18 protein-coding genes are annotated in these 25,183 nt (G+C 48.9%); 13 read left to right on the top strand and 5 right to left on the bottom strand.

Annotation, left to right across the window (positions count from 1 at the left end; genetic code table 11):
- Nucleotides 1–97: 97 nt before the first annotated feature.
- The gene (locus J3L11_RS01855; RefSeq protein WP_207569830.1) at nt 98–2,248 is read right to left on the bottom strand and encodes a tetratricopeptide repeat protein; all 2,151 of its coding nucleotides are present in this window, start codon (nt 2,246–2,248) and stop codon (nt 98–100) included.
- A 127-nt stretch (nt 2,249–2,375) separates the two neighbouring features.
- Here J3L11_RS01855 and J3L11_RS01850 point away from each other — a divergent pair, with 127 nt between their 5' ends.
- Nucleotides 2,376–4,181 carry a PDZ domain-containing protein gene (locus J3L11_RS01850; RefSeq protein WP_207569829.1) on the top strand — a complete coding sequence of 602 codons (1,806 nt, stop codon included), beginning with the start codon at nt 2,376–2,378 and terminating at the stop codon, nt 4,179–4,181.
- A 57-nt stretch (nt 4,182–4,238) separates the two neighbouring features.
- Here the strand turns inward: J3L11_RS01850 and rdgC are convergent, their stop codons facing one another.
- Nucleotides 4,239–5,153 (bottom strand): recombination-associated protein RdgC, encoded by a 915-nt coding sequence (rdgC, locus tag J3L11_RS01845; protein WP_207569828.1) that lies wholly within the window; start codon nt 5,151–5,153, stop codon nt 4,239–4,241.
- Between the two features lie 290 nt (nt 5,154–5,443).
- Here rdgC and J3L11_RS01840 point away from each other — a divergent pair, with 290 nt between their 5' ends.
- From J3L11_RS01840 to J3L11_RS01825, 4 genes are all read left to right on the top strand, one after another.
- Nucleotides 5,444–6,376, top strand: coding sequence for a porin (locus J3L11_RS01840; RefSeq protein ID WP_189618832.1), 933 nt, complete (start codon nt 5,444–5,446; stop codon nt 6,374–6,376).
- A 246-nt stretch (nt 6,377–6,622) separates the two neighbouring features.
- Complete coding sequence (phoB, locus tag J3L11_RS01835) at nt 6,623–7,312, top strand: phosphate regulon transcriptional regulator PhoB (RefSeq protein ID WP_133038144.1); 690 nt, start codon at nt 6,623–6,625, stop codon at nt 7,310–7,312.
- A 74-nt stretch (nt 7,313–7,386) separates the two neighbouring features.
- Nucleotides 7,387–8,679, top strand: coding sequence for a phosphate regulon sensor histidine kinase PhoR (gene phoR / locus J3L11_RS01830; RefSeq protein ID WP_189618833.1), 1,293 nt, complete (start codon nt 7,387–7,389; stop codon nt 8,677–8,679).
- A gap of 187 nt (nt 8,680–8,866) precedes the next feature.
- A complete protein-coding gene (locus J3L11_RS01825; protein ID WP_133038146.1) occupies nt 8,867–9,835 on the top strand; it encodes a phosphate ABC transporter substrate-binding protein PstS family protein in 969 nt (322 codons plus the stop codon).
- Nucleotides 9,836–9,907: 72 nt separating this feature from the next.
- Here the strand turns inward: J3L11_RS01825 and J3L11_RS01820 are convergent, their stop codons facing one another.
- On the bottom strand, nt 9,908–10,807 hold the full coding sequence (locus J3L11_RS01820) for a LysR family transcriptional regulator (protein WP_189618834.1): 900 nt from the start codon (nt 10,805–10,807) through the stop codon (nt 9,908–9,910).
- A 194-nt stretch (nt 10,808–11,001) separates the two neighbouring features.
- On the opposite strand from J3L11_RS01820, the gene recN reads away from it, so the two are divergent.
- Nucleotides 11,002–12,663, top strand: coding sequence for a DNA repair protein RecN (gene recN / locus J3L11_RS01815; RefSeq protein WP_133038148.1), 1,662 nt, complete (start codon nt 11,002–11,004; stop codon nt 12,661–12,663).
- Between the two features lie 94 nt (nt 12,664–12,757).
- Here recN and J3L11_RS01810 read toward each other — a convergent pair whose 3' ends face one another.
- Both J3L11_RS01810 and barA read right to left on the bottom strand, forming a co-directional pair.
- Entirely contained in the window at nt 12,758–13,357 is a 600-nt protein-coding gene (locus tag J3L11_RS01810) for a YjaG family protein (RefSeq protein WP_207569827.1), read from the bottom strand.
- 4 nt (nt 13,358–13,361) lie between these two features.
- Complete coding sequence (gene barA / locus J3L11_RS01805; RefSeq protein ID WP_207569826.1) at nt 13,362–16,133, bottom strand: two-component sensor histidine kinase BarA; 2,772 nt, start codon at nt 16,131–16,133, stop codon at nt 13,362–13,364.
- A gap of 93 nt (nt 16,134–16,226) precedes the next feature.
- Here barA and rlmD point away from each other — a divergent pair, with 93 nt between their 5' ends.
- The 7 genes from rlmD to ispD all read left to right on the top strand — a co-directional run bounded on the left by rlmD (nt 16,227) and on the right by ispD (nt 25,166).
- The gene (gene rlmD / locus J3L11_RS01800) at nt 16,227–17,561 is read left to right on the top strand and encodes a 23S rRNA (uracil(1939)-C(5))-methyltransferase RlmD (protein ID WP_207569825.1); all 1,335 of its coding nucleotides are present in this window, start codon (nt 16,227–16,229) and stop codon (nt 17,559–17,561) included.
- Between the two features lie 120 nt (nt 17,562–17,681).
- Nucleotides 17,682–19,889, top strand: coding sequence for a GTP diphosphokinase (relA, locus tag J3L11_RS01795; protein WP_189618838.1), 2,208 nt, complete (start codon nt 17,682–17,684; stop codon nt 19,887–19,889).
- A gap of 42 nt (nt 19,890–19,931) precedes the next feature.
- On the top strand, nt 19,932–20,717 hold the full coding sequence (gene mazG, locus J3L11_RS01790; RefSeq protein WP_347566490.1) for a nucleoside triphosphate pyrophosphohydrolase: 786 nt from the start codon (nt 19,932–19,934) through the stop codon (nt 20,715–20,717).
- Nucleotides 20,718–20,858: 141 nt separating this feature from the next.
- Nucleotides 20,859–22,496 (top strand): CTP synthase, encoded by a 1,638-nt coding sequence (locus tag J3L11_RS01785; RefSeq protein WP_207569824.1) that lies wholly within the window; start codon nt 20,859–20,861, stop codon nt 22,494–22,496.
- Between the two features lie 189 nt (nt 22,497–22,685).
- Nucleotides 22,686–23,981: a phosphopyruvate hydratase gene (eno, locus tag J3L11_RS01780; RefSeq protein ID WP_207569823.1), complete on the top strand. Its 1,296-nt coding sequence runs from the start codon at nt 22,686–22,688 to the stop codon at nt 23,979–23,981.
- 115 nt (nt 23,982–24,096) lie between these two features.
- Complete coding sequence (ftsB, locus tag J3L11_RS01775; RefSeq protein ID WP_133038155.1) at nt 24,097–24,399, top strand: cell division protein FtsB; 303 nt, start codon at nt 24,097–24,099, stop codon at nt 24,397–24,399.
- A gap of 35 nt (nt 24,400–24,434) precedes the next feature.
- The gene (ispD, locus tag J3L11_RS01770; protein WP_242695034.1) at nt 24,435–25,166 is read left to right on the top strand and encodes a 2-C-methyl-D-erythritol 4-phosphate cytidylyltransferase; all 732 of its coding nucleotides are present in this window, start codon (nt 24,435–24,437) and stop codon (nt 25,164–25,166) included.
- Nucleotides 25,167–25,183 lie beyond the last annotated feature (17 nt).

Below are 25,183 nucleotides of genomic sequence, written 5' to 3'. Positions count from 1 at the left end.
ACTGTGCTACAGCGCTTTGTTCTTTGCTAATGTTATCGCAAACCATTGCGTCTGCAAATGATCTAATATACCTACAGCTTTAGTTTTGACAGGTTGATCAAATAACATCACGATACTCTGATACGATGCTCATTACGGGGATTGGCCATTGGATCTCACTCTTGTTTGCGTTGGTTTCCACCCGAATAAAACCACGTTCGATGCTTTTTTCCAATTGCAGATACAAGGGATTAGTAAAGATCCCAGAAGGCGTGAAATCCAATACTGATAATGCCACGTAATGACTTTCGTCTGAGGTCAGGCTCAAACTGGCGGCCAATGCCAGTTGCAGGGTCTCATATAAAATTTCTGCTGGCAGTTGTACATCGGTATCGGCTAGCAAGGGTTGCGGGATAAAGCCAAAATCGGTCAGTACCGGTTGTTTATCTAACGTCAGTTCACCGAGTCGTTGTTGTAGTTCCTTGGCATTAATCTGTTCATTAAATATCAGTCCATAGAGCCCTGGACGGATACTGTACACTTGTGCTTTTGTTAGGTGGTGTAGCTTATGCAGCAGGATTTGCTGCTGGCGGCTTGTCTGATAATGTCCGCGCATAAGGTCTGCATTCAAGTCATGTCTTACCGCCAGTAATGCCAGGGCGGAGCTATGGTGGTGCATCTTTGAACAGAAATCGCGAAAACCCGGCAATGAGGTCAGTGGGTCAGTGCTATTGAGTTGTTGCGCTATTTCAAGCTGACGTTTTCGCTGGTTTTTAGCGTGCAATAGATACAAGCAATAACTGCCGATAAGCACGGATAACAGCAGTGTCGCCGCGACAAAGTAATCGCGAGTATTGAGCATCTCTTGTTGGCGACGGTTTTGTTGCTGTAACTGTGTCACTTTAAGCGTCAGTTGTTGCACGTTAATTTCACCACTGTTGTGGCCCTGTTGCTGCGTTTGTCGCTGTTCTATTTGGGACTGCTTAAGTGCTAATAGTCTGTCTTGCAAGGCTACCACGGCTTTATCGTCGCCTTTGGCTTTATAGGCGTTAATCTGGTAACCGAGTGCTTCAGCAAGTTCAGCATCAAGTTTCAGTTGCTGTGCCAACGCTTCGGCTTTTTGTGCATGATCCAACACCAACTCCCATGTGTGATTGGCATTTGCTACTTGGGCGATCAGCAGTTCGTTATAAACAAGATAATGATTACTGTGGCGTTCACGAAATATCTTGTTGGCCTGATGCAGATAATCTAAGGCATTCTCGGTGTTACCCAGTTTGAAGTAGGCTTCACCGAGGTTGTGAAAATTCAACCCTTGGGCAGTAAAGTTTTGCTGTCGGGCATCTATTTGCTGGGCGTTGAGGTAATAATCAATGGCCTTATTCCACTGTCCTTGTTTTGCATACACAGTGGCAATCACCGTCATGCTGCTGGACAGATAAGCATCAAAATTCAGCTTTTTAAAGGAATCAATGGCCTGCTGAGTATAGTTCAGGGCGTCGTCCCATTGTTCAAGATCCCGATAGAGCTTGGCCAAATTGAGTTGCAATATCGCCTTCTGATAGGGTTTATTGGTTTTGGATGCCAGTCGATAGGCTTCGGTGTAATGCTGCAAGGCTTGGTTCAGTTTATCCTGCGCGCGAAAAAATTTACCCAGCTTGGTTTCGGCTTCGGCTAACAGGTAATCACTGCGCAGCCGATAAGCCACTTCCCGCAGTTGCGTCAGATTATTGAGCGCAGCCTGGCTTTTCTTGGTCATCAGATTGACGGTACCCAGATCTTCATAAATCACAAATTTGAGGATTAAGGCGCGCGGGTCATTATTATCCTGCAGCAGCGACAATGCTTGATTATCCAATGCAATCGTGGTGTTGTAGTCCTGTTTAACCCGTCCCTGGTAGCGTCCTTCAAGGTTCAGTAACGCTGCCTTTTCGTAATCGCTCTGTACCACAAGTTGCAACTGGTCAAGTAACTGCCGCGCGGTTGTCTGTTTGTGAGTCTTTTTAACTTGAATGTCCAGGTTCAAGCGCACTAACAACATCATGTTGTCGATGAGTTGTTGTGGATCCAGCCGCAATGCTTTGGCTTGTTGCTGTAATTGCGCCCGTGAACTGAACTGCAAATCCTCCGGATAGTTCGCGATGATGCGTTCGTAGAGCGCTTGGGGTGTTTCCCGCAGGGCTATCTCTGTTGCATCGGCATCTTCAGCTGATACTGGCGGTATCCAGCTCACCATAAAAAGCAGCAAAGCTGCGGTCCAAAAACGCATGTCACCGGCCTCTAAACGTAAAGGGCATTTTAATTGTTAGCTTTTATGTGGAACTGCTGAGTCAGCCACCATCCCTTGATATACTCGGCAGCTTGAATAGTATCAGTAAATTGGGATGGAATTACGAGTGAAAATCAGCAGTTTGTCAATGCTGTCGTTAACCTCGTTGCTGGCATTGGGAAACGTGTCTCAGGCCGCAGCAGAGGTGCAGTATCAGATAGATATATCTTCTCCAGAACATCATATGACCAATGTGCGGGCATTATTTCCGGCGACGGAAGGTAACGTGCTGCGACTGAATTTACCTATCTGGCGTACCGGTCGTTATCAAGTATTACCTCTAGCGGACGGGGTGCGGCATTTTGAAGCGCGAGATGCTGCCGGTAAAGCGCTATCCTGGCAGCGAACTGACGTTGGGGAATGGCAGATAAATCTCGAACAGCCGACCGCTGTCACCATCTCTTATCAGCTGTATGCCAATGAACTTGGGCAGCGCGTGCGACATATCGATGCAACCCATGCATTTTTGGATGCCAGTGGCACCTTGATGTACAGTCCAAATTTGCGTCAAGAATCGGTACAGGTGGCATTGACTGTGCCTGCAGGTTGGCAGAGCTTTTCCGGTATGACGCGTTTGGGACCACAACAGTTTAGCGCCGCAAACTATGATGTGCTGGTGGACTCTCCTATTGAAACCGGTATCAGCCAGCAACGCAGCTTTGACGCTGATGGCAAGCGTTATCAATTGGTGGTGTGGGGGGCAGGAAACTACAATCTAGAGCAGATAGTGGGTGACTTAAAAAAGGTCACAGCGGCCTCACAGGCGATTTGGGATGGCTATCCTTTCGATAACTACGTGTTTATGGTGCATGCCACCAATGGTGCTCGTGGCGCCACTGAGCATATCAACTCGACGGTTATTCAGCTGCCGCGGTTTAATTTTCGCGAGCGCAACGATTACCTGCGTTTTATCAGCACGGCGGCACATGAGTTTATTCATACCTGGAATGTTAAAGCATACCGCCCTGATGCGATGGTGCCCTATCGCTATCAGCAGGAAAACATGACGCCGTTATTGTGGATTGCTGAGGGTTCTACCAGCTATTTCCAGAACCAGTTGTTGCTGCGTGCAGGCGTGATGACACCTAAAGAGTTTTTGGACGATCTGGCAAAACGCATAGATGCCAATCAGCACACACCTGGCCGCGAGGTGCAGTCAGTGGCAGCCGCCAGCCTGAATCAGTGGACCAGTCGTGGTGGTGATTATGCCGTCAATAATAGCGTGAATATCTATTCGGAAGGTTATATGGCGTCGCTGGCGCTGGATTTTTCGCTATTGCATGACACTGAGCTTAAAGCTTCTTATCGGGATGTGCATCGGCGGTTATATCGAGATTATCGCGTACCCAAAGGCTACGATGTTGCGGATGTACAGCAGATCCTGCAGCAACTGACTGGCCGTGACTATCATGATTGGTGGCAGCAGCATATCGACGCACCATTGAGCCTAGATTTTGCCGCATTACTGGCGCAGGCCGGATTGCAACTGAGTTATGGCACTGACAGCAAAATGCAGCCCTATATCGGCGTTACTTTAGGTGACGGCCTAACGCTGAGCCGGGTTGCGCGTAATAGTCCCGCCTGGCAAGCAGGGCTTGATGCGGGTGATGAACTGCTGGCGTTGAACGGGATCAAGCTGACGGCCGAAGGTTTTAGTAAGCGACTAAATGATTTTCAGGCAGGGGAGACCATAGCCCTGACGCTGTTCAGCAATGACACGTTGGTAACCCGTCAGGTAGTGCTGGGACAACAAGCGTCAGGAAAGCTGCAATTGCAGCCCGTAAAAGGGGCCTCTGGACGTCAAAAAGCTTTTTTCAAGGCCTGGTTGGGAATCGATTGGCCATTTGATAATAAAGGCAACTTCAAGAACTGATTGCTGATTAGCCGCCCAAGAAAAAGGCGCTTTAAGCGCCTTTTTGTGGATGACTACTTACAGTGCTGCATCGTCCAAGCCACCGAGGGCATTGACTAACCCTAGCACGAGCGCTAACAGTTCATTACTCATCAGTGCAAAGTCGGCATCGGCTTTAGCGGCGGGATCTTCGCCCGCGACATCATCGGTTTGTGCACGGAACTCTTCCGCAAATTTTAGACGTTTTACGCTGGCATCAGACTGTAATACAAACGCAATTGATTGCTCAAAATGTAATGCCAGTTTATGTACTTGCTTACCGGTTTCGATGTGCGCCAGCACTTCTTCTTCGGCAAGATCTTGTTGCTTGAATCTGACGATGCCCCCTTCATCACTGGCAGACTTCAGCTCTGCTTCATCCTGAATTTCAAAAGGTGCCGGAGCATGACCTTGTTTCAGCCATTCGGTCAGTTGTACTTCAATTGGGGTTTTGACACTCACAGGGACTACTGGCAGTGAGCCTACCGCTTTGCGTAACAGTGCTAGCAACTCTTCTGCTTTATTAGCACTGGAGCTGTCTACCAGTAACAATTGCTGTTCCGGCAACAGCAGCGCATGGATCTGGCTGCGGCGCGAGAAGGCTCTGGGCAATAAAGTGCTGGTAATATCTTCTTTTAGCGACTCTTTTTCTTTTTTGGTGATCTTGCGCTGTTCCTGATCTTCTAACTTGGCTACTTGCTCGTCCAGCGCTTCGCGGATCACTTGTGACGGCAGAATCTTTTCTTCTTTGGTGGCGCAGATTAGATAACTGTTATTAGCCGCATGCACCAACGTTTGCCCTAGCTTGCCCAGTGCGTTGCTAAAACCAAATTTGCTAATGTCTTGGCTGGAACATGGCGAAAACGGGTAACCGGCAAGCGCTTGCTCCAATGCTTCGACGGTGATGGCGAACGGTTTGTTGAAACGATACAGGGTGAGATTTTTAAACCACATAACCACGGCTCTAATAAAAATAAAGCCGCAGTGTAAGCCATCCTGAGCAGAGGGTAAACCATAGCAGTAGCACAGAGTTTCTCAGGCAAAACAGATTTAACCAAATTGTCATAAAGCTCAGATAATCCTGACAAACCCCGCCGTTAAAGGATTTTTAGGCGCGCCAACTATGTTGCCAAATCGTTGTCACACAGCCGCGAAAAAAATGAAATAAAACTGCAACAAGCTCATTGCACACTTGCGCTCGTTCCAAACCAATAACCAAGACGAGAGAACGTCGAAAGGAAACAATGATGAACGCATTTTGCAAAACCCTACTCGCTTCTGCCATCGCTGCTGCCTCTGTTGCCTCTGCACATGCGGCTGATCCGTTGACCGTTTACGGTAAACTGAACGTGACTGTTCAGAACAACGACGAGAACGGTAAAGACTCTGTGACTTCGGTACAGAGCAACGCCTCTCGCTTTGGCGTTAAAGGTGATTATGACCTCGGTAATTCACTGTCAGCTTTCTACACCGTTGAGTATGAAGTTGCCACAGATAGTAGCAGCAGCAACAACTTTAACGCACGTAATCAGTTTGTCGGTTTGAAAGGCAACTTTGGTGCTATCTCTGTTGGTCGTAACGATACCATGCTGAAGAACTCTCAGGGTGGTGTGGATCAGTTCAACGATTTGTCCGGCGACCTGAAATCCCTGTTCAAGGGTGACAACCGTATGGCACAGACTGTGACTTATCTGAGTCCGTCAATGGGCGATTTCCGCTTTGGCGCGACTTATGCGGCTGATGCTGATAGCGCTCAGGCTGGCGACAATGGCTTCTCTTCTGCTTTGATGTATGGCGATGCCAGCCTCAAGAAAACACCGATATATGCAGCCATCGCTTATGACTCTAAAGTCAAGGGCTATGATGTTTTGCGTGCGTCTGTTCAGGCAAAACTGGGGGATTTCAAACTGGGCGGTATGTACCAGACTCAGGAAAAGTCTGAAGGTGACAACGACAGCACCAATGGTTATTTGGTAAGTGCGGCGTACGATATCAAGGAAGTGACCTTAAAAGCACAGTATCAGGATATGGAAGATACTGGCGATTCCTGGTCAGTAGGCGCTGACTACAAGCTGGCTAAGCCAACTAAGCTGTTTGCTTTCTACACCAGCCGCTCAATGGATAACGAAGCGGATGATGATAAATACTTCGGCGTTGGTCTGGAACACAAGTTCTAAGATTAACGATCGTGCATGAGCCAGTCATCAGACTGGCTTTTTTTTACCAATGTTATTGTGACATTTTGACGATATTAATGACGGCTCTTAGCCATAATGTTATGGCATTTTTCACTAAGACCATCTTTATTTCGGTTTTTTATGACACAATAATGGCAAATAACCGGGCTGTGTGACATTGTTTCATAATTTTGTCACAAATCTGACCAATAATAGCAGCGTGTTAATTCACTGACAGAAACGCTTATGACCGCAAGGATTTTGATTGTCGAAGATGAGCTCGCGATCCGCGAGATGCTTACCTTTGTAATGGAACAACATGGCTTTGCTGCCAGCGGCGCCGAGGACTTTGATTCAGCCATGGCACTGTTGAAGGAACCCTATCCAGACCTTATCTTGCTGGACTGGATGTTCCCAGGTGGCAGTGGCATTCAGTTTGCGAAGTCGCTAAAGCAGGATGAATTCACCCGCAAAATACCTATTATCATGCTAACCGCCAGAGGTGAAGAGGAGGATAAGGTCAAAGGACTGGAAGTCGGTGCCGATGACTACATTACTAAGCCTTTTTCGCCGAAAGAGCTGGTGGCGCGTATCAAGGCTGTATTGCGCCGGGCTGCGCCAACTCGCTTGGAAGACACCATTGAAGTGCAGGGGTTGATATTGGATCCTGTCAGCCATCGGGTCTCTGTGGGAGAGTCGGTGCTGGACATGGGGCCAACAGAGTTCCGCTTGCTACATTTCTTTATGACACATCCTGAACGAGTGTATAGCCGCGAACAGTTACTGGACAATGTCTGGGGCACCAACGTTTATGTGGAAGACCGTACCGTTGATGTACATATTCGTCGCCTGCGCAAAGCCATTGAACCCTCCGGTCACGACGGTTTGATCCAGACTGTGCGTGGTGCAGGTTATCGCTTCTCCACTCGTAGCTGAATATTCCGGGATGGGCACATCGCTGTTTTTGCGCTATCTTGTGCCCCATCTGCCTGAATTCAGGGCCTTCTTTTATGTTTGACGCATACTCCGGCTATCGGCTGTTCTCCAGACTGGTACTGTATCTGTTGAGCTGCCTGTTATTAGGGCTGGTGTTTGGTCACGTGCTGCTGGTGTTGTGTATTGGCGCCTTTCTGATGCTGGCGTGGCATTATCGGCAACTGATGCGGCTTAATTACTGGTTATGGAAAGATCGGCGCCTGACCCCACCACAGGGCAGTGGTAGTTGGGAAGGGGTGTTTAACGGTATTTATCGTCTCCAGGGAAAAAATCGTAAACGTATCAGTCAATTGGCCGGATTGTTAGGCCGTTTCCGTCAAGGTGCAGAAGCGCTGCCAGATGCGGCTGTAGTGCTTGATTCCAGTCTGAATATTCTATGGTGCAATAAGTTAGCGCAACTGATGCTGGGGTTGGTATGGCCTCAAGATAATGGGCAGCGCGTTGACAACCTCATTCGTCATCCGGATTTTTCCGCGTATCTGAAAAAAGGCCGTTTTCAGGAACCGTTAGAGCTGTCCTCGCCGGTGTCAGAAAAACGCTTGCTGGAAGTGCGCTTAATGGCCTACGGCGATCGCCAATTGCTGCTAATTGCTCGCGATATTACCCGCGTAAGGCAGTTGGAAGGGATGCGCAAAGAATTTGTAGCGAACGTTTCCCATGAACTGAAGACGCCACTGACAGTGTTGCAAGGCTATCTGGAAATGATGGAAAGCATGGCCGATGCCAAAGATCCTAACCGCAAAGCATTGCAACTGATGCAACAGCAGACCGGGCGGATGCAGTCAATGGTCGAACAGTTACTGATGTTATCAAGGATTGAGGATTCGGCAGAGATCAATCTAGAGAACGTGGTTGATATGAACAAAATGCTGGCGGTGCTGCGCACTGAGGCAGAAGCCTTGTCGCGCGAGCGTTATCAACTGACGTTCGACTTTGATACCAAACTGCATGTGCATGGTAATGAACTGCAGTTACGCAGCGCTTGTTCCAATCTGATATCCAACGCAATTCGCTATACTGACCCCGGTGGCACCATAGAGATTAGTTGGAAAAAAGTGGCAACTGGTGCCATGTTCAGTGTTCGTGATAGCGGTATTGGTATTCCGCCGCAGCATATTACCCGTCTGACGGAACGATTTTACCGCGTTGATAATGCCCGGTCGCGGCAAACGGGGGGCTCTGGGCTTGGTCTCGCCATTGTGAAGCACGCGTTGAACCATCATCACAGTGAGTTAGTGGTGATGAGTGAACCGGGGAAGGGCAGTACTTTTAGCTTTGTGATCCCGCAACATTTGCTGGCACAGTAGCGACGGTAATGACCTCATAATGGTCATTAGTGTCGGTAAAATTATTTGCTGTTGATTTTATTGATTATTTAGCTTTCATTTAACTCGGTCTATGTCATGTAACTGTCATCAAATGATCATAGAATCTTCACGGTATTGACCAATACTGACGGCAGATAACTATGGCGTCACTTTACTGGAGCAAATCATGAAACTGAAACAGCTTGTAGGCGCGATGACCCTGACCGCCGGTTTATTCTCTGCAACTGCAATGGCTGCAGTCGACCCCGCGTTGCCTGACTACGAAAAAACCAGCGGTGTTTCCGGTAATTTCTCATCGGTTGGCTCCGATACTCTGGCGAACATGATGACGCTGTGGGCCGAAGGGTTCAAGCAGATGTATCCTAACGTCAATGTGCAAATCCAAGCGGCGGGTTCATCTACTGCCCCTCCAGCATTGACCGAAGGGACTTCTCAGTTTGGCCCCATGAGCCGCGCAATGAAGCCCAATGAAGAAGAAGCTTTCGAAAAGCACTATGGCTACAAGCCCACTCGTATCCGGGTTGCTATCGATGCTTTGGCGGTATTTGTTCATAAAGACAATCCGATTAAAGGGTTAAGTCTGGAACAGGTAGATGGTATTTTTTCCTCAACGCACAAATGCGGTTCCGCTGATTTGACTCGCTGGGGAGATGTGGGGTTGCAAGGAAATTGGGCGACCAAGGATATTCAGCTATATGGCCGTAACTCAGTGTCCGGGACCTATGGCTTCTTTAAAGAGCACGCGCTGTGCAAAGGTGATTTTAAGCCCAGTGTCAACGAGCAACCAGGCAGCGCCTCTGTTGTGCAGTCGGTGTCGCAGTCGCTTAACGCCGTGGGGTATTCCGGTATTGGTTACAAAACTGCCGGTGTGAAAGCTGTTGCCATCTCGAAAAAGGGTGAGGAATATATTCCTGCTACTGCCGAAAACGCAGCAACCGGCACTTACCCGTTGTCACGTTATCTGTATGTTTATGTGAATAAACATCCTAATCAGGAACTACCACCAATGCAGCGTGAATTCCTGCGTTATATCCTGTCGAAACAAGGGCAGCAGATAGTGGAAAAAGACGGCTACGTGCCACTGCCAGGGACTGTGATAGCGAAAGATCTCGCCAAGGCCGGTATCAAGTTGTAAATCGCTATCGCTGCTACTGCGATAGCCTGTAAATAAAACCCGTCAGTTACGACGGGTTTTATGTTTTGATACTCAGTCTTTCATCGAAAACAGTTTGTCGGCTCTGGATTGCATAAATTCAATAAATAGTCGGACTTTTAGCGGTTGTTGACTGCGCTGATGATACAACAACGAAATACGCCGCTTTTCACAACGCCATTCTGGCAGCAGAATTTGCAGTTTGCCTTCACGTAACTGCTGTTTTACAAACAGCTCTGGGCCGTAGAGGATCCCTCCGCTAAGTTCCGCCGCGCGAATGGCGCCATTGAGATCGGTCAGCGTCAGATTGGCCGGTCCATCGTAATAAAATGCATCACCATTGGCATGCCGCAGCGTCCAGTTGAAAAAGGGCCAGGCTTTAATGATCTTATGTCGATGTAACTGCTGTGGATGCTGTAATGCCGGAGCATGGCGCAGATAATCTGGTGATGCCACCATCCGATAGTCCAATACTCCCAGAGAGCAGGCGATCCAGGAGGAATCAGGTTGGGTGCCGCCAACAATGGCTACGTCAATGGCTTTATCAACTAGATCAAACTCTTCATTGCTTTGCGCTATATGCAATTGGATATCTGGGTACAGTTCGCAAAACTCCGAGAGACAACCAATAAGCAGATTAGCAATGATGGAAATCGGCGCTGCTAGCCTTAAGGTTCCTTCCGGTCTTTCTGGACTACCGCTGTGGCTGAGCGCATCAAATTGCGCGACCACTTCTTGGTACTTCTGATATAACGCCAGTCCTTCTTCAGTAAGGCGCAGTTTACGGGTGCTGCGCATCAGTAACTGCTGATCAAGTTGTTCTTCCAGTCGTGCAAGTTTGCGGCTGACAGTCGCTATTGGCATCTGCAACTGACGCGCCGCCGCAGAAAAACTTCCGGCATTTACCAGGTGGACAAACAGGTAGATGAGCTGGAGTTCCAGAGATGACTGCATAGTATTAAGGACTCAATCTAGGCGCTAAGACAGAGCCCCATAATAGCGGATTGCTTGAACAGTTTGATAGCGTGATAGTGAGTCGACTGTAATATTCACTGAACTTCCTAGACCAGCATAAATAATGTGCGGCTATTTACTGTATAAAAAATCAGTATATACTGTTCATTAATACAGTGCTTTGGGGATATTTTATGCTTTGCCAACTCAGCATCAACAATTTTGCCATTGTGCGTTTTTTGGAACTGGATTTTCGCGCTGGCATGACCAGCATTACCGGTGAAACTGGTGCCGGTAAATCAATCGCCATCGACGCGTTGGGGCTATGTTTGGGTAACCGGGCTGATGCCAGCAGCGTGCGGCCCGGTGCCGACAAAGCCGAAGTCAGTGCCCGTTTTTCGCTAACCGATGTACCGCAGGCTAAACGCTGGCTGGAAGATAATGATCTGGAGCTGGAAGACGAATGTATCCTGCGCCGGACCATTGGCAATGATGGCCGCTCACGCGCGTATATCAACGGTAATCCTGTCCCCTTGGCTCAGCTTAAGGCCTTGGGGCCATTACTGGTGGGTATTCATGGGCAGCACGCTCATCACGCTTTGCTGAAGAGTGAGCAACAGTTATTGCTGTTGGATAGCTATGCCAATCACCGGTTATTGCTGGATGCCGTCAGTAGCGCTTATCAGCGTTTTCGTCATACTGAACAGCAACTACAAGAGTTACAACGTTCGCAGCAAGAGCGGATATCTCGCAAACAACTGCTGAGTTATCAAGTGGAGGAACTCAACGAGTTCGGCCTAGGGGAACAGGAATTTGCTGAGCTGGAGCAAGAGCATAAAAAGCTGGCTAATGGTACAGCGTTGATGGAAGCCTGCCAGCAGGGGATTTACCTGCTCAGTGAAGGTGACGAGATGAATATCGAGTCATTGCTTAATAAAGCGGTACATATTGCGGCAGAACTGGAAGGCTTTGATCCGAAGTTAGCATCGGTTGGTCACATGTTGAATGAAGCACTGATCCAAGTGCAAGAGAGTGGCAGTGAGCTGCAGCGTTACCTAGAACGGTTGGAGATGGATCCTGAGGTTTTTGCTCAGATTGAAGCACGATTATCAAAAGCGATGCAATTGAGCCGCAAACATCATGTGCCGCCTGTAGAGTTATACCAGCACCATCAGTCATTGTTGGCGGAATTGAGCACTCTGGATGCCGATGAGTCGAGACTGGAGGAAGTGGAACTGCAGTTAGCCGCTAGTCGAGAAAACTACTTTGTGCAGGCCCAGAAATTGAGCCAAAGTCGGCTGCGTTATGCCAAAGAGTTGGAAAAATTAGTCACTGATTCAGTGCGCGAGCTGAATATGCCAAAAGCCAAGTTTGTGGTGTCCGTGCAATTTAACGAACAACAGATGTCGCTGCATGGCTGTGATGATGTGGAGTTCCGCGTCAGCACCAACCCGGGACAACCCTTGGAGAGCATGGCTAAAGTTGCTTCTGGTGGTGAGCTGTCGCGCATCGGTTTAGGGATCCAGGTGATTACTGCGCGCAAGGTGGCAACACCAACACTGATCTTTGATGAAGTGGATGTAGGGATTTCTGGGCCTACCGCTGCGGTTGTGGGCCGCATGCTGCGTTCGCTGGGGGAATCGACTCAGGTTTTATGTGTGACTCACTTGCCCCAAGTCGCTGGTAATGGTCATCAGCATATGTATGTGGCCAAACAAAGCAAGGGTGGCATGACTGAGACTTCTATGGTGTCATTAAACCGTGAGCAGAGAGTACAGGAGCTGGCGCGGTTACTGGGTGGCGATATTATTACTGACAATACGCTCGCCAATGCGCGCGAGTTGTTGAATGCCTGAGTTGTTGGGTTTGAATAGTGAAAAGGCCGGGAATCCCGGCCTTATTACATTTAGCGTATGGCTAATGGCGTATCGTAGGGAAAAGTCTGCCCCGTCAGTTCAGTGAAATACCAATATTAGATACACCGTTAGCAACAATCTCTTTACGCAACTCTTTAATAAACACTGCATCTAGCTGCGGTTGTTCTTCAACGATGGTCAATAGCGATTCCTGCAATTGCCGCTCTTCTTGCATCACCTCATGATCGAACACAAAATCTTCCAGTTGTTGTTCTGTCATCTCGTCAGGCGCAATGGCTTCAATGTAATTGGCGACGGTGGCTGAAGATAGTTTGGAAATATTGATAATGTCATCTTCGACTTTGCTCTCCAACGCGCCGAGTAAAGAGGACAGTGCGACCACTGCGTCCAGTGCTGGATAGACACCATAAACGTCAAAATTCTCCGGCTCTGGGGTATTTTCTTCCAGCTTGGCTAACTGCAATTCAATATTCAGCTTGAGTTTGTTGTCATAAAGCGACTGCCACAACAGTTGCAGCAAGGTTTCCAAAACTGCCGCATTTCCAAAGTGACACACTTCAGCAAACAGCTGATAGTTAGGTAGCATGCGTTGACACAGGGCTACGGCAAACAGTTTTTTCTGCGGCAGGCTTAGTGCTTTAAGCCGTTTAAAAAATCCCGCTTTTACATTCATGGGTTCAGTCCGTTACGAATGAGGAGAGTAACTTTTGGGCCGCTGATTCTACCTTAGTCAGTTCATCAAGCAACTCCAGAATTTCCGGCTCGACATCGAGCAGTTGTGCGCCGGTTTTTAAGGCCGATTCTATTATCTGGCATAACTGCTGTAATGTCGGCACCCCAGAGTAGCAGCAAGCACCGTGAAGTTTATGGATAACCGCCAATAATTGCGGTAATTGTTGCTGCTTTAATGCAGTTTCAATGTTTTCCCGGGTTTCTGGAATCGAATTAACCAGCATCTGCAACATCTCCTGCGCCAGCGAGGCCTTGTTGTTGGCTTGTGCTAGACACAGTTCCCAATTGACGATGCGTGGATCGTTCCGTTCAACTTCAATCCCATGATGCCAACGGTTTAATATGGCTTTTAGTGCGGTTTCGTCAATGGGCTTAGGCAGATAACCGTCCATACCGCTGTTAAGTATGCGTTCGCGTTCTTCATTAATTGCGTGCGCAGTTACTGCGATGATAGGGGTATTACGATTAAGACTGTCGGCACGAATGGCTGCGGTGGCTTTGATGCCATCCGTACCTGGCATTTGAATATCCATAAAAATCAGATCGAATGCAGTGGCTTTGGCTTGTGTTATTGCCTGTTCGCCATTCGTTGCAGTGTGGACGTCGCTCACCAGTTCACGCAACAAGGTATCAATCAATTTTAGATTTGCCGGATTGTCATCCACCGCCAGTACCGTCATGGTAAGCTTAGGTGCGGTTGGCTGTGCGGGTGGTGCAATAATCACCGGTGCTGGGGCTATCTGCAACTCCAGCATATTCCTCGCAAGTGTGTATTCTCCGACCGGATTGGTCAGCACCAAATCGGTCTGTGGCCGGATAACATTATTCAGCAATTGCTGATCATGACTATCAGTGAGCGCTATCAGTACTTGGGTACAGCGACGCGCTGCATTTAATGTTTTGCTTAATGCGGGAATATCATCATAGTCGTGGCAGGATAACAGCATAAAATCATAAGAAGGGTTTCCCGCTAGCAAGGCATTAAGGGCGGCGGTGCTGCTGACGGTTTCAACCCGCATTTGCCAGTATTGCAGTCGCCTTTGCAATACGGCTGCCGACAGGGATTTTGTTTCAAACAGCAGTGTGCGTTTCCCCGAAAGTTGCTGCAACGGTAGGTGATCCCCCAATGGATAGGGGCTTTGCGCCAAGGGTAGGGTAAACCAGAAGGTCGAGCCTTTCCCTAGCCGCGAAGTGAAGCCTATCTGTCCGCCCATTTGGTTGATCAGGCGTTTGGTAATGATAAGTCCGAGGCCAGTGCCGCCAAAGCGTCTGGAAATAGACGAGTCCGCCTGGCCGAATGCCTGAAATAGCAGTTGTTGTTGCTCTTCTTCGATACCAATACCGGTGTCAGAAACTTCACAATGCAGCTCGACTTGGTCTTCCTGTAGCCCGTTGACATCCACCTTTAGTAACACACTGCCTTTGTCGGTGAATTTGATGGCATTGCCGACAAGATTGGTGATGATCTGGCTGACGCGTATTGCATCGCCGCTGACAGCATCAGGTACATCTGGCATCACATCAACTACCAGTTCCAGTTGTTTATCGTGTGCCTGGGCTGACAACAGCATTACGGTTTCATCAAGGTTTTCACGTAATGAAAATGGCATGTTTTCCAGTACCATTTTGCCCGCTTCCAGTTTAGAAAAATCAAGAATATCGTTGATAATACTGAGCAAATTACTGGCGCTACGTTCGATGGTACGGATGTAATCCAACTGGCTGGCATGCAAAGGGGTTTTTAATAACTGACGAGCGAAACCTATGACACCATTCAATGGGGTGCGCAATTCATGGGACATGTTGGCAAGAAACTCAGACTTAATCCGACTCGCCTCCTGTGCCCGTTTTTTGGCCATGTCGAGTTCAACGTTCTGGATCTCAATCTGTTCCAGTGTCTCTCGTAAGTCAGAGGTGGCTTGATCGATATTCTGCTGCATCTCATCATGGTATTCCGACAATGAACTCGCCATGGCATTGATGCCACGTTTCAGCAAATCGAGTTCGCCGATGAGGTTGCCATTGACACGGGTATCGAGTTTACCTTCACGAATTTTGGCCACTACCCGTACCATTTCGGTGATAGGCTGGGTGACATTTTTCACCAAACGGAAAGTGAACAACAAGTTCAGCTGTACCCCAATTAGCACTATGATGAAAGCCGCTAACGCTGCCCGATGTTGTTCTAACAGCGCCCGTTCTTTATTCAGCAGCATGGCTACATAGCCGACAGGTTTGTCGGCTTGGGCTACCCCTGGTACATCATCCAGTGTCAGCAGATTCCCGGTCGCATAGATGGGCGTGCGCACAATTAGGCTGTCACCGACCTGTTCAAACTGCGTTTGATTCAGACTGGCGATATCCTGCTGATAACGCATCAGCTCAAAATCTTTATGGTAATGGGATGTCACGAACAGCTGGTTATCAGCGTCAAAGATGGCGATGGATTTCACCAATGTGGACTTGTTCAATTGTGCTGCGGCGAGCAATCTTTTTGCGGCTTCGCGGTTATTGCTCATCAGACTTGCTTCACCCGCAATCGCCAACGGCTCAATGATATTGCTACCTTGATCCCGCAGCGTATCTTCCAGTTCATAAAAGCGATTTATGGTAAAATAGGCGCCTAGCAGAATACCCACCAGAATTGTCGGTGCCAACGCCAGCACCAGCACCCATGAGCGCAGGCTGTATTTGGTCATGTAGTTGGTGTTGTTCATCGACAAAGGCTATTCCACAATAGAGTTAAACGATACTAGACTGCCAGAGTTGGCGTCACTTTTACCAGTATTTTTATTGCCCAAGAGAGCTGCATGGCACAATTTTTTAAAGCAAAACCAAAAACATCGGTAATGAATCAGCAAAAGATCCAAGTGACGGCCAATACGTTGGATCACTTGGGTGCTGGGGTTGCACAGTTTAACGGTAAAGTACTATTTGTTCCGGGACTATTACCGGGCGAAACTGCTGACGTAAAACTGACTGAAGATAAGAAACAATATGCTAGGGCGCAACTGCTTAAATTACAGCAAGCATCTACACATAGATGTGAACCCGTATGCGCTTATTATGGCAGTTGCGGTGGCTGTGATTTGCAGCACTTGCAGATAGCGGAGCAGCGTCAATACAAGCAACAGGTGCTACGAGAACTGTTCAGTAAATTCTCCGGTATCGATGAGTTACCGCCGATCGAAGTGTTAAGTGACGCTCCGCTTGCATATCGGCGCAAGGCGCGCTTGGCTACTTGGTATGATAAAGCCAACAAGCGCTTTTTCTTGGGCTTTCGCGCTAAAGAAAGCACTAAAGTGGTTGCGATAACAGAATGTCCGGTGTTGCTGCCAGCATTATCTGCACTGATAAAACCGTTGGCTGCAGCACTGGCGCAGTTGCAGAGTGTTGCCAGCCTAGGCCATGTCGAATTAATCGCTGCCGATAGCGGCGTGCTGGTGGTGTTGCGTATTACCAAAGCCTTGTCAGATAAAGACCGGCAGCGCTTACTAACATTGGCTGAAAATCTTGACTGTCAGCTCGTATTACAAAGTGCTGAAGATGAATATGAGTACCTTCGCGGCGCCCAGCCTTTCTATCAATTTACACAGCTAAATTCTCCGCTGACGTTGCACTTTAACCCTGGTAACTTCATTCAGGTCAATGGCGCTGTCAATCGCTTGATGCTAGCTAAAGCCCTAGAATGGCTAGACCCTAAAGCCGACGAACACATTCTGGATCTGTTTTGTGGTATGGGAAATTTCAGCCTGCCACTGGCAACATCGGGAGCCCGTGTTACTGGCGTTGAGGGCGTACAACAATTAGTGCAGCAAGCCCGCAGTAACGCTGTGGCCGCAGGGATGGACAACTGTGAATTTTTCTGTGCCGATCTCAACGGTGACCTGAGCGGTCAACCATGGTTACAGCAGGTGGATAAGTTGCTGTTGGATCCTAGTCGTGCTGGGGCTTGGGAACTGCTGTCACAACTCCCGTTGTTGGCTCCGCGTTCGTTGGTTTATGTGTCCTGTAATCCGGCCAATTTAGCGCGTGATAGTGCAAAGCTGGTGGATCAAGGGTATCAATTGAGCAAATTGGCACTGTTGGACATGTTCCCGCAGACTCATCACATGGAAGCTATCGCTTTGTTTACGCACAAATAAACAGCAACTTTACAGCGAGTTTGCCCAAAAGCGGCATAAGGGATTTGACTTCCTGGAAGCAATACCCAAGATAGAGAGTCTTGACGCGTCTGTTTGTCAGACCAACAAAAGGAAGCAAAGATGGTATCTGTTCGCGAAGCGCATTTTCAGGATCCGGACTTTACGTTGGACGATTGGGTTAAACGCCATGTCGCTCAGCCCGAGGATGCTCAAAAACTGCTGGTGTTATTTCAGCAGCTAGAGAGTTTACCGCTCGGTAAGTGCCGTATCCCGTTAGCCGAGCTGCAGGCCAAGTCGCGGGAGCTAATAGAGATCCTGGCACCGCTGAATATGGATATTGATACCTTGTTGGCATCAGTGCTGTTTGTCTACTTTGAGACTGGTTTACTTGATGACCTCTATTTGCAAGAGCATTGCTCTGCGGCACTGGCAGCGTTGGTTCGCAGTGTAAAAACCATGGATGCCATCGGCTATCTGCAACTGAACCATGACAGCCGGACTGCGGAATCGCAGATCGATAACATCCGCAAAATGCTGCTGGCCATGGTCGAAGACGTACGGGCGGTGGTGATCAAACTGGCTGAACGCGTGTATTTGCTGCGGCAGGTGAAAGGCGAAGACGAAGAAACGCGGGTGCTGCTGGCTCGGGAAATTGCTGATATCTATGCACCATTGGCGAATCGCTTAGGGATAGGTCAGCTGAAATGGGAACTGGAAGATCTATCGTTTCGTTATCTGCATCCCGATACCTACAAAGAGATTGCTCGGCAGCTCGATGGTAAGCGGTTAGACCGCGAAGTCTATATTGATAATTTTGTTGAGCAGTTGCAACAGAAACTGGATGCAGAACAGATCCGCGCCAAAGTCTATGGCCGGCCGAAACATATCTATTCTATCTGGCGCAAAATGCGTGGAAAGCATCTGAAATTTGATGAATTGTTTGATGTGCGTGCCGTACGGGTCGTCACCGAACGATTACAGGACTGTTATGGTGCGCTCGGTGTGGTGCATACCCTGTGGCATCACATTCCACGTGAATTTGACGATTACATTGCCAATCCAAAACCTAACGGCTATCAGTCAATTCACACTGTGGTTGTAGGCCCCGAAGGTAAAACCGTGGAGATCCAGATCCGCACTCAGCAGATGCACGAAGATGCTGAACTGGGGGTGGCCGCTCACTGGAAATATAAAGAAGGCACAGCCGGTAAGCAGACCGGTTACGAGGAAAAAATCAACTGGCTGCGTAAGATCCTGCAGTGGCAGGAAGATGTGGCAGAAAGTGGCAACCTGGTTGAAGAGATCCGTTCTCAGGTATTTGAAGACCGAGTGTACGTGTTTACGCCCACTGGCGAAGTGGTGGACTTGCCCGGCGGTTCAACGGTGCTCGACTTTGCCTATTATATCCACTCGCAAATTGGCCATCGCTGCATTGGTGCCAAAGTCGATGGCCGTATCGTGCCATTTACCTATCAGGTTCAGACGGGTGAACGGGTAGAGATTATCACCTCAAAAACGCCTAATCCTAAACGTGACTGGCTCAATCCCAACCTGGGCTATATCAAGACGTCGCGCGCCAGAAGTAAAATTTTGCACTGGTTGAAGCAACAAGATCGCGACAAAAATCTGGCCGCTGGCCGCGAAATGTTGGAAGCGGAGCTGGCGCGTATTGGGCTTGGTCTCAAAGATGCCCATGTCGCAGTTGAGCGTTTTAATCTGGGCAATATGGATGATTTACTGGCGGCGATTGGCGGCGGTGATGTCCGGCTGAATCAGGTCGTAAACTATATTCAGGGGCAGTTCCGGCAAGAGGTGCCCTCGGCCGAGGATGCCATCGAAGATTTGGTCAAAAAAGGCGGCCAGAAAGTTGCTGCTGGCGGTAAAGACCGAATTGAAGTTAATGGCGTCGGTAATCTGATGAGCCATCTGGCGCGTTGCTGCCAACCAGTGCCGGGGGATGAGATTTTTGGTTTCATTACCAAAGGCCGCGGCATCTCGGTGCATCGAGCTGACTGTGAGCAGGTAAAAGAACTGATGCGGGCACACCCTGAGCGAGTGGTCGATGTCGTATGGGGTGAGAATTACTCTGGCGGTTACAAGGTGCGGCTGCGGGTTTTGGCTAATGATCGTACCGGGCTACTGCGTGACCTGACATCAGTGTTGGCCGCTGAAAAGTCCAACGTGCTGGCCATGAATACGTCATCGGATGTGAAAACCCAAACCGCCACCATTGAATTGGAAATGGAACTCTACAATGTCGAAGGATTGTCGCGGGTGATTTCAAAACTCAATCAAGTCGATGGTGTATTGGAAGCGCGTCGTCTGTAAGTGTTAGTAAGATGATGACATAAATTTGAGGTAGTAACGGTTGTGAGTAAGCCTGATATTGAACGCCTGCTAGAAATTATGGCGCAACTGCGCGATCCCGAGCGCGGTTGTCCCTGGGACAAGGCTCAAACCTTTACCTCTATTATTCCGTTCACGTTGGAGGAAGCCTATGAAGTCGCTGATGCCATTGAACGTGAAGATTGGCAGGAACTGCCCAGCGAATTGGGCGACTTGTTGTTCCAGATAGTGTTTTATGCACAATTGGGCAAAGAGCAACGGCAGTTTGATTTCTCGACTGTGGTGGAACGGATTTGCGACAAATTGCTGCAGAGACATCCCCATGTGTTTGCCGATGCGGCGATTGAGGATCTGCACGAAAATTGGGAAAACCTCAAAGCGAGCGAACGGCAAGCGCGGCAGTTGCATTCCATTTTGGATGATATTCCTAATGCACTACCGGCATTAACACGTGCGGCGAAAATCCAAAAGCGAGTTGCGCGAGTGGGCTTTGACTGGAGCGAACTGCCACCTGTTGTTGGTAAAGTACAGGAAGAGTTGGCCGAGGTGTTGGAAGAGGCCCAGTTATCACCGCAAAATCCGGCAAGATTACAAGAAGAAATGGGCGATTTGCTATTTGCAACGGTTAATCTGGCACGCCATCTGGGCGTAAATCCAGAAGAAGCCTTGCGGCAGGCCAACCATAAGTTTGAACGGCGTTTCCGCGGCGTAGAACAATGTGTGCAAGCGTCCGGCAAAGCCTTTGAGGAGCATACTTTGACCTCGTTGGATCAGTTTTGGGAACAGGTGAAACAGCAAGAACGGCACTGAGTCCACTTCAATTAATCTCATAATCAGGCAAATTTCTACCTCTAGCGGTTTGGTAAATCAGGCTGCCTTTGATATACTGTCGCCCCATCCCAGCGCTTAATCCCGAGCGTTGAATTCTTACTCTTTTTCTCAGGTTCAGCAATGACTACAAGGTATATCTTCGTAACCGGTGGTGTGGTTTCATCACTAGGCAAAGGCATTGCGGCAGCATCATTAGCCGCAATATTGGAGGCACGGGGCCTCAATGTGACCATCATGAAGCTGGATCCTTATATCAACGTTGATCCGGGCACTATGAGCCCAATCCAGCATGGCGAAGTGTTTGTCACTGAAGACGGTGCTGAAACTGACCTCGACCTAGGTCATTACGAACGTTTCATTCGTACTAAAATGGGGCGGCGCAACAACTTCACGACTGGCCGTATCTATGAAGAGGTGCTGCGCAAGGAGCGCCGTGGTGATTATCTCGGAGCCACCATTCAGGTGATCCCGCACATCACCAATGCCATCAAGGAAAAAGTGCTAGAAGGCGGTGAAGGCCATGATGTTGCCATCGTTGAAATTGGTGGTACCGTCGGTGATATTGAGTCCCTGCCATTTCTCGAGTCTATTCGTCAGTTAGGGGTTGAACTGGGCCGTGAGCGCAGCATGTTCATGCACCTGACTTTGGTGCCGTTTATCGGCCCCGCGCAGGAAGTGAAAACTAAACCCACCCAACATTCTGTGAAAGAACTGCGCTCTATTGGGATTGCACCAGATATTCTGGTGTGTCGTGGTGACCGGGCAATTCCCGCCACTGAACGGGCGAAAATCTCACTGTTTTGTAACGTCGAAGAAAAAGCCGTTATCTCCTTGCGCGATGTTGATTCCATCTACAAGATTCCGGCGTTACTGCGCTCTCAAGGGCTGGATGAACTCGTTGTTAAACGTTTTGGCTTGCAATGTCCGGAAGCGGATCTGTCTGAATGGGAAAATGTGATTTACCAAGAAGCCAATCCCAATGGTGAAGTCACTATCGGCATGGTCGGTAAATATACCGAACTGCCTGATGCCTACAAATCGGTTAACGAAGCGTTGAAACATGCCGGCATTAAAACGCGTGTTTCAGTGCATATCAAATATATTGACTCTCAGACTGTTGAAGCTAAAGGCGTAGAAGTGCTCGACGGCCTTGACGGTATTCTGGTGCCTGGCGGCTTCGGTTCTCGTGGCATCGAAGGCAAAATTATGGCGGCACAATATGCCCGTGAACATAAATTGCCTTATTTCGGTATTTGTTTGGGACTGCAGGTGGCGCTGATCGAGTTTGCCCGTCATGTGGCGGGCATGGACGGTGCGCACTCTACTGAGTTTAATCCGGACACCCCTTATCCTGTAGTGGGTTTGATCACTGAATGGATTGATGAAGCGGGGCACGTAGAACACCGTGATGAAGCCTCAGATCTTGGTGGCACCATGCGCTTAGGTGCACAGCTATGCCATTTGTTGCCAGGCACCAAAGCCGCCGCCGCATATGGTCACGAAACCTGTGTTGAACGCCATCGCCATCGTTACGAAGTTAATAACACCTTTGTGCCGAAACTGGAGCAGGCTGGGTTGGTGTTCAGTGGCTTGTCTTCTGACCGCAAGTTGGTCGAGATGATTGAACTGCCGGATCATCCTTGGTTTGTCGCCGGTCAGTTTCACCCGGAATTTACTTCTACACCGCGCGATGGGCATCCGCTGTTTGAAGGGTTTGTATCTGCCGCCAGCGCGTACCAGAAGAGCAAGTTAGGCTAATACGGCAAGAAGCCGGTGCATTCATTTTTGTACCGGCTTTTTGATTAATGTCGGCAGCGGTTCATCAACGCTTGGATAATGTCGTATGATGGGGCATCGTTGCACTCTCAAGAACCCTGTACCCATGTCATGGGGATGCTATATGGGTACGGGTTTTTCTTTTAATTTTATCTTTGAACTGAGGATATTATGGCTAAGATCGTGAAAGTCTTTGGCCGCGAAATCATGGATTCGCGCGGTAACCCCACTGTAGAAGCTGAAGTGCATCTAGAAGGTGGATTTATCGGTATGGCTGCGGCCCCTTCTGGCGCCTCTACTGGCAGCCGTGAAGCACTGGAACTACGCGATGGTGACAAGAGTCGCTATCTGGGCAAAGGCGTACTGCAAGCTGTGGCTAATATCAATGGTCCTATCAGTGCCGCGTTAGTGGGCAAAGATGCTACGGCTCAAGCTGAACTTGATAGCATCATGATTGCACTTGATGGCACTGAAAACAAAGATAAGCTCGGCGCCAATGCCATCTTGGCGGTATCGCTGGCTGCAGCAAAGGCCGCTGCCGCATTTAAAGGAATACCGTTATACGCACATATCGCGGAACTGAACGGTACTCCAGGGCAATACAGTATGCCTGTGCCGATGATGAATATCCTTAACGGTGGTGAACATGCCGATAATAACGTCGATATTCAGGAGTTTATGGTTCAGCCCGTCGGTGCTAAGAATTTCCGCGAAGCGCTGCGTATGGGTGCCGAGATTTTCCATAATCTGAAAAAAGTGCTGAAGGCCAAAGGGCTTAATACGGCAGTAGGTGACGAAGGGGGTTTTGCGCCTAACCTAGCATCTAATGCCGATGCGTTAGCCGTAATCAAAGAGGCCATTGCGGCTGCTGGTTATGCCTTAGGAACCGACGTGACTCTAGCGCTAGATTGTGCAGCATCTGAGTTCTACAAAGATGGCAAATATGATCTTGCGGGTGAAGGTAAAGTATTTACCTCTCATCAGTTCTCCGATTTTCTGAAGTCACTGACGGAACAGTACCCCATTGTGTCTATCGAAGATGGATTGGATGAATCTGACTGGGAAGGCTGGGCTTATCTGACTAAGATCCTCGGTGATAAGATCCAGTTGGTCGGCGACGATCTATTTGTCACCAATACCAAAATTCTGGCGCGTGGTATCGAACAGGGCATCGGTAATTCAATTTTAATCAAATTCAACCAGATTGGTTCGCTGACAGAAACGCTAGCGGCTATCCGTATGGCAAAAGATGCGGGCTATACCGCAGTTATTTCGCATCGTAGTGGTGAAACCGAAGACGCCACGATTGCCGATCTGGCGGTTGGTACTGCGGCAGGGCAGATTAAAACCGGTTCGCTATGCCGTTCAGATCGTATTGCTAAATATAACCAGTTGCTACGAATTGAAGAGCAGTTGGGTGAAAAGGCCCCTTACCACGGTCTATCGGCAATCAAAGGGCAGGCGTAAGTCTCTTTTTTAGCAAGTTGGATACAATCAGACGTAAAAAGGCCGCCACTTGGTGGCCTTTTTTGTTGTACTATCTGTCGCAGAACATTTTGCCTAAAATGGTGACCCGCTGCCTATGAAACCTTTGCTCTTGTTAGGATGCCTGTTGCTTGGTCTGATGCAGTATCGGTTGTGGTGGGGTGATAATAGCCTCACAGAATATTTCCACCTAGAACATCAGATTGCTGAACAGCAACAAAATAATAATGAACTCGATGCCCGCAACCAGGCATTGAAAGAGGAAATCCTTGATTTGCGTAGCGGTAAGGAAGCGATTGAAGAGCGGGCCCGAAATGAGCTGGGATTCATTAAAAAGGGTGAAACTTTTTATCGGGTTGTGGGCGGTGAGCAGCGTTCGATGACCGTTTCTAATAATTGAGAGCACTTTTCCTTTAATATTTAACGCAGGACACCATGAATCAATCTGAATTATCGGTTGACCGTATGCCGCATGCGTCTCAGACCGTGGTTGCTATTGTCCCCGCCGCTGGTGTTGGCAGTCGTATGGGCGCGGATTGTCCCAAACAGTATCTGCCATTGCTGAATGGCTGTATTCTCGGTTACACACTACAGCTATTACTCAATCATCCTGCGATATCTCAGGTTGTCGTAGCGCTGCATCCACAAGATCGCTATTTCACCCAGTTACCACAAGCTAGTCATCCTAAAATATTAACCGTTGTTGGCGGTTCTCAACGGGCGGATTCCGTGCTGGCAGCCTTGAAACAACTGTCTCAGCCTGATGTCTGGGCCTTGGTGCATGATGCTGCCAGACCGTGCCTCACCCATGCCGATATCGATAAGTTATTGGCATCAAGGCAACAATTCCCGCAAGGCGCTATTCTGGCGGCACCAGTGCGTGACACCATGAAACGGGCGGCCGTTGATGGCAGTATCAGTGAAACCGTATCCCGTGATGCTTTGTGGCATGCGTTGACCCCGCAATTATTTCCAGCGCAGTTGTTGCAACATAACTTGTCACAGGCAATTGCGGCAGGGGTACAGATAACCGATGAAGCGTCGGCAATGGAGTGGGCTGGCGTGCGTCCGGGCTTGGTGGCCGGACGCAGTGATAACATTAAGGTGACACATCCAGAAGATTTGCCGTTGGCCGCTTTATTTCTGCAGCATCAGCAGCGTTCGTAAAGCGGGCAGCACACTTG

The organism is Shewanella sp. 4t3-1-2LB (genome assembly GCF_017368415.1).
GTDB classification, from domain to species: domain Bacteria; phylum Pseudomonadota; class Gammaproteobacteria; order Enterobacterales; family Shewanellaceae; genus Shewanella; species Shewanella fodinae.
The sequence above is the reverse complement of the archived record's forward strand: the minus strand, read 5'-3'. Positions and strand labels throughout refer to the sequence as shown.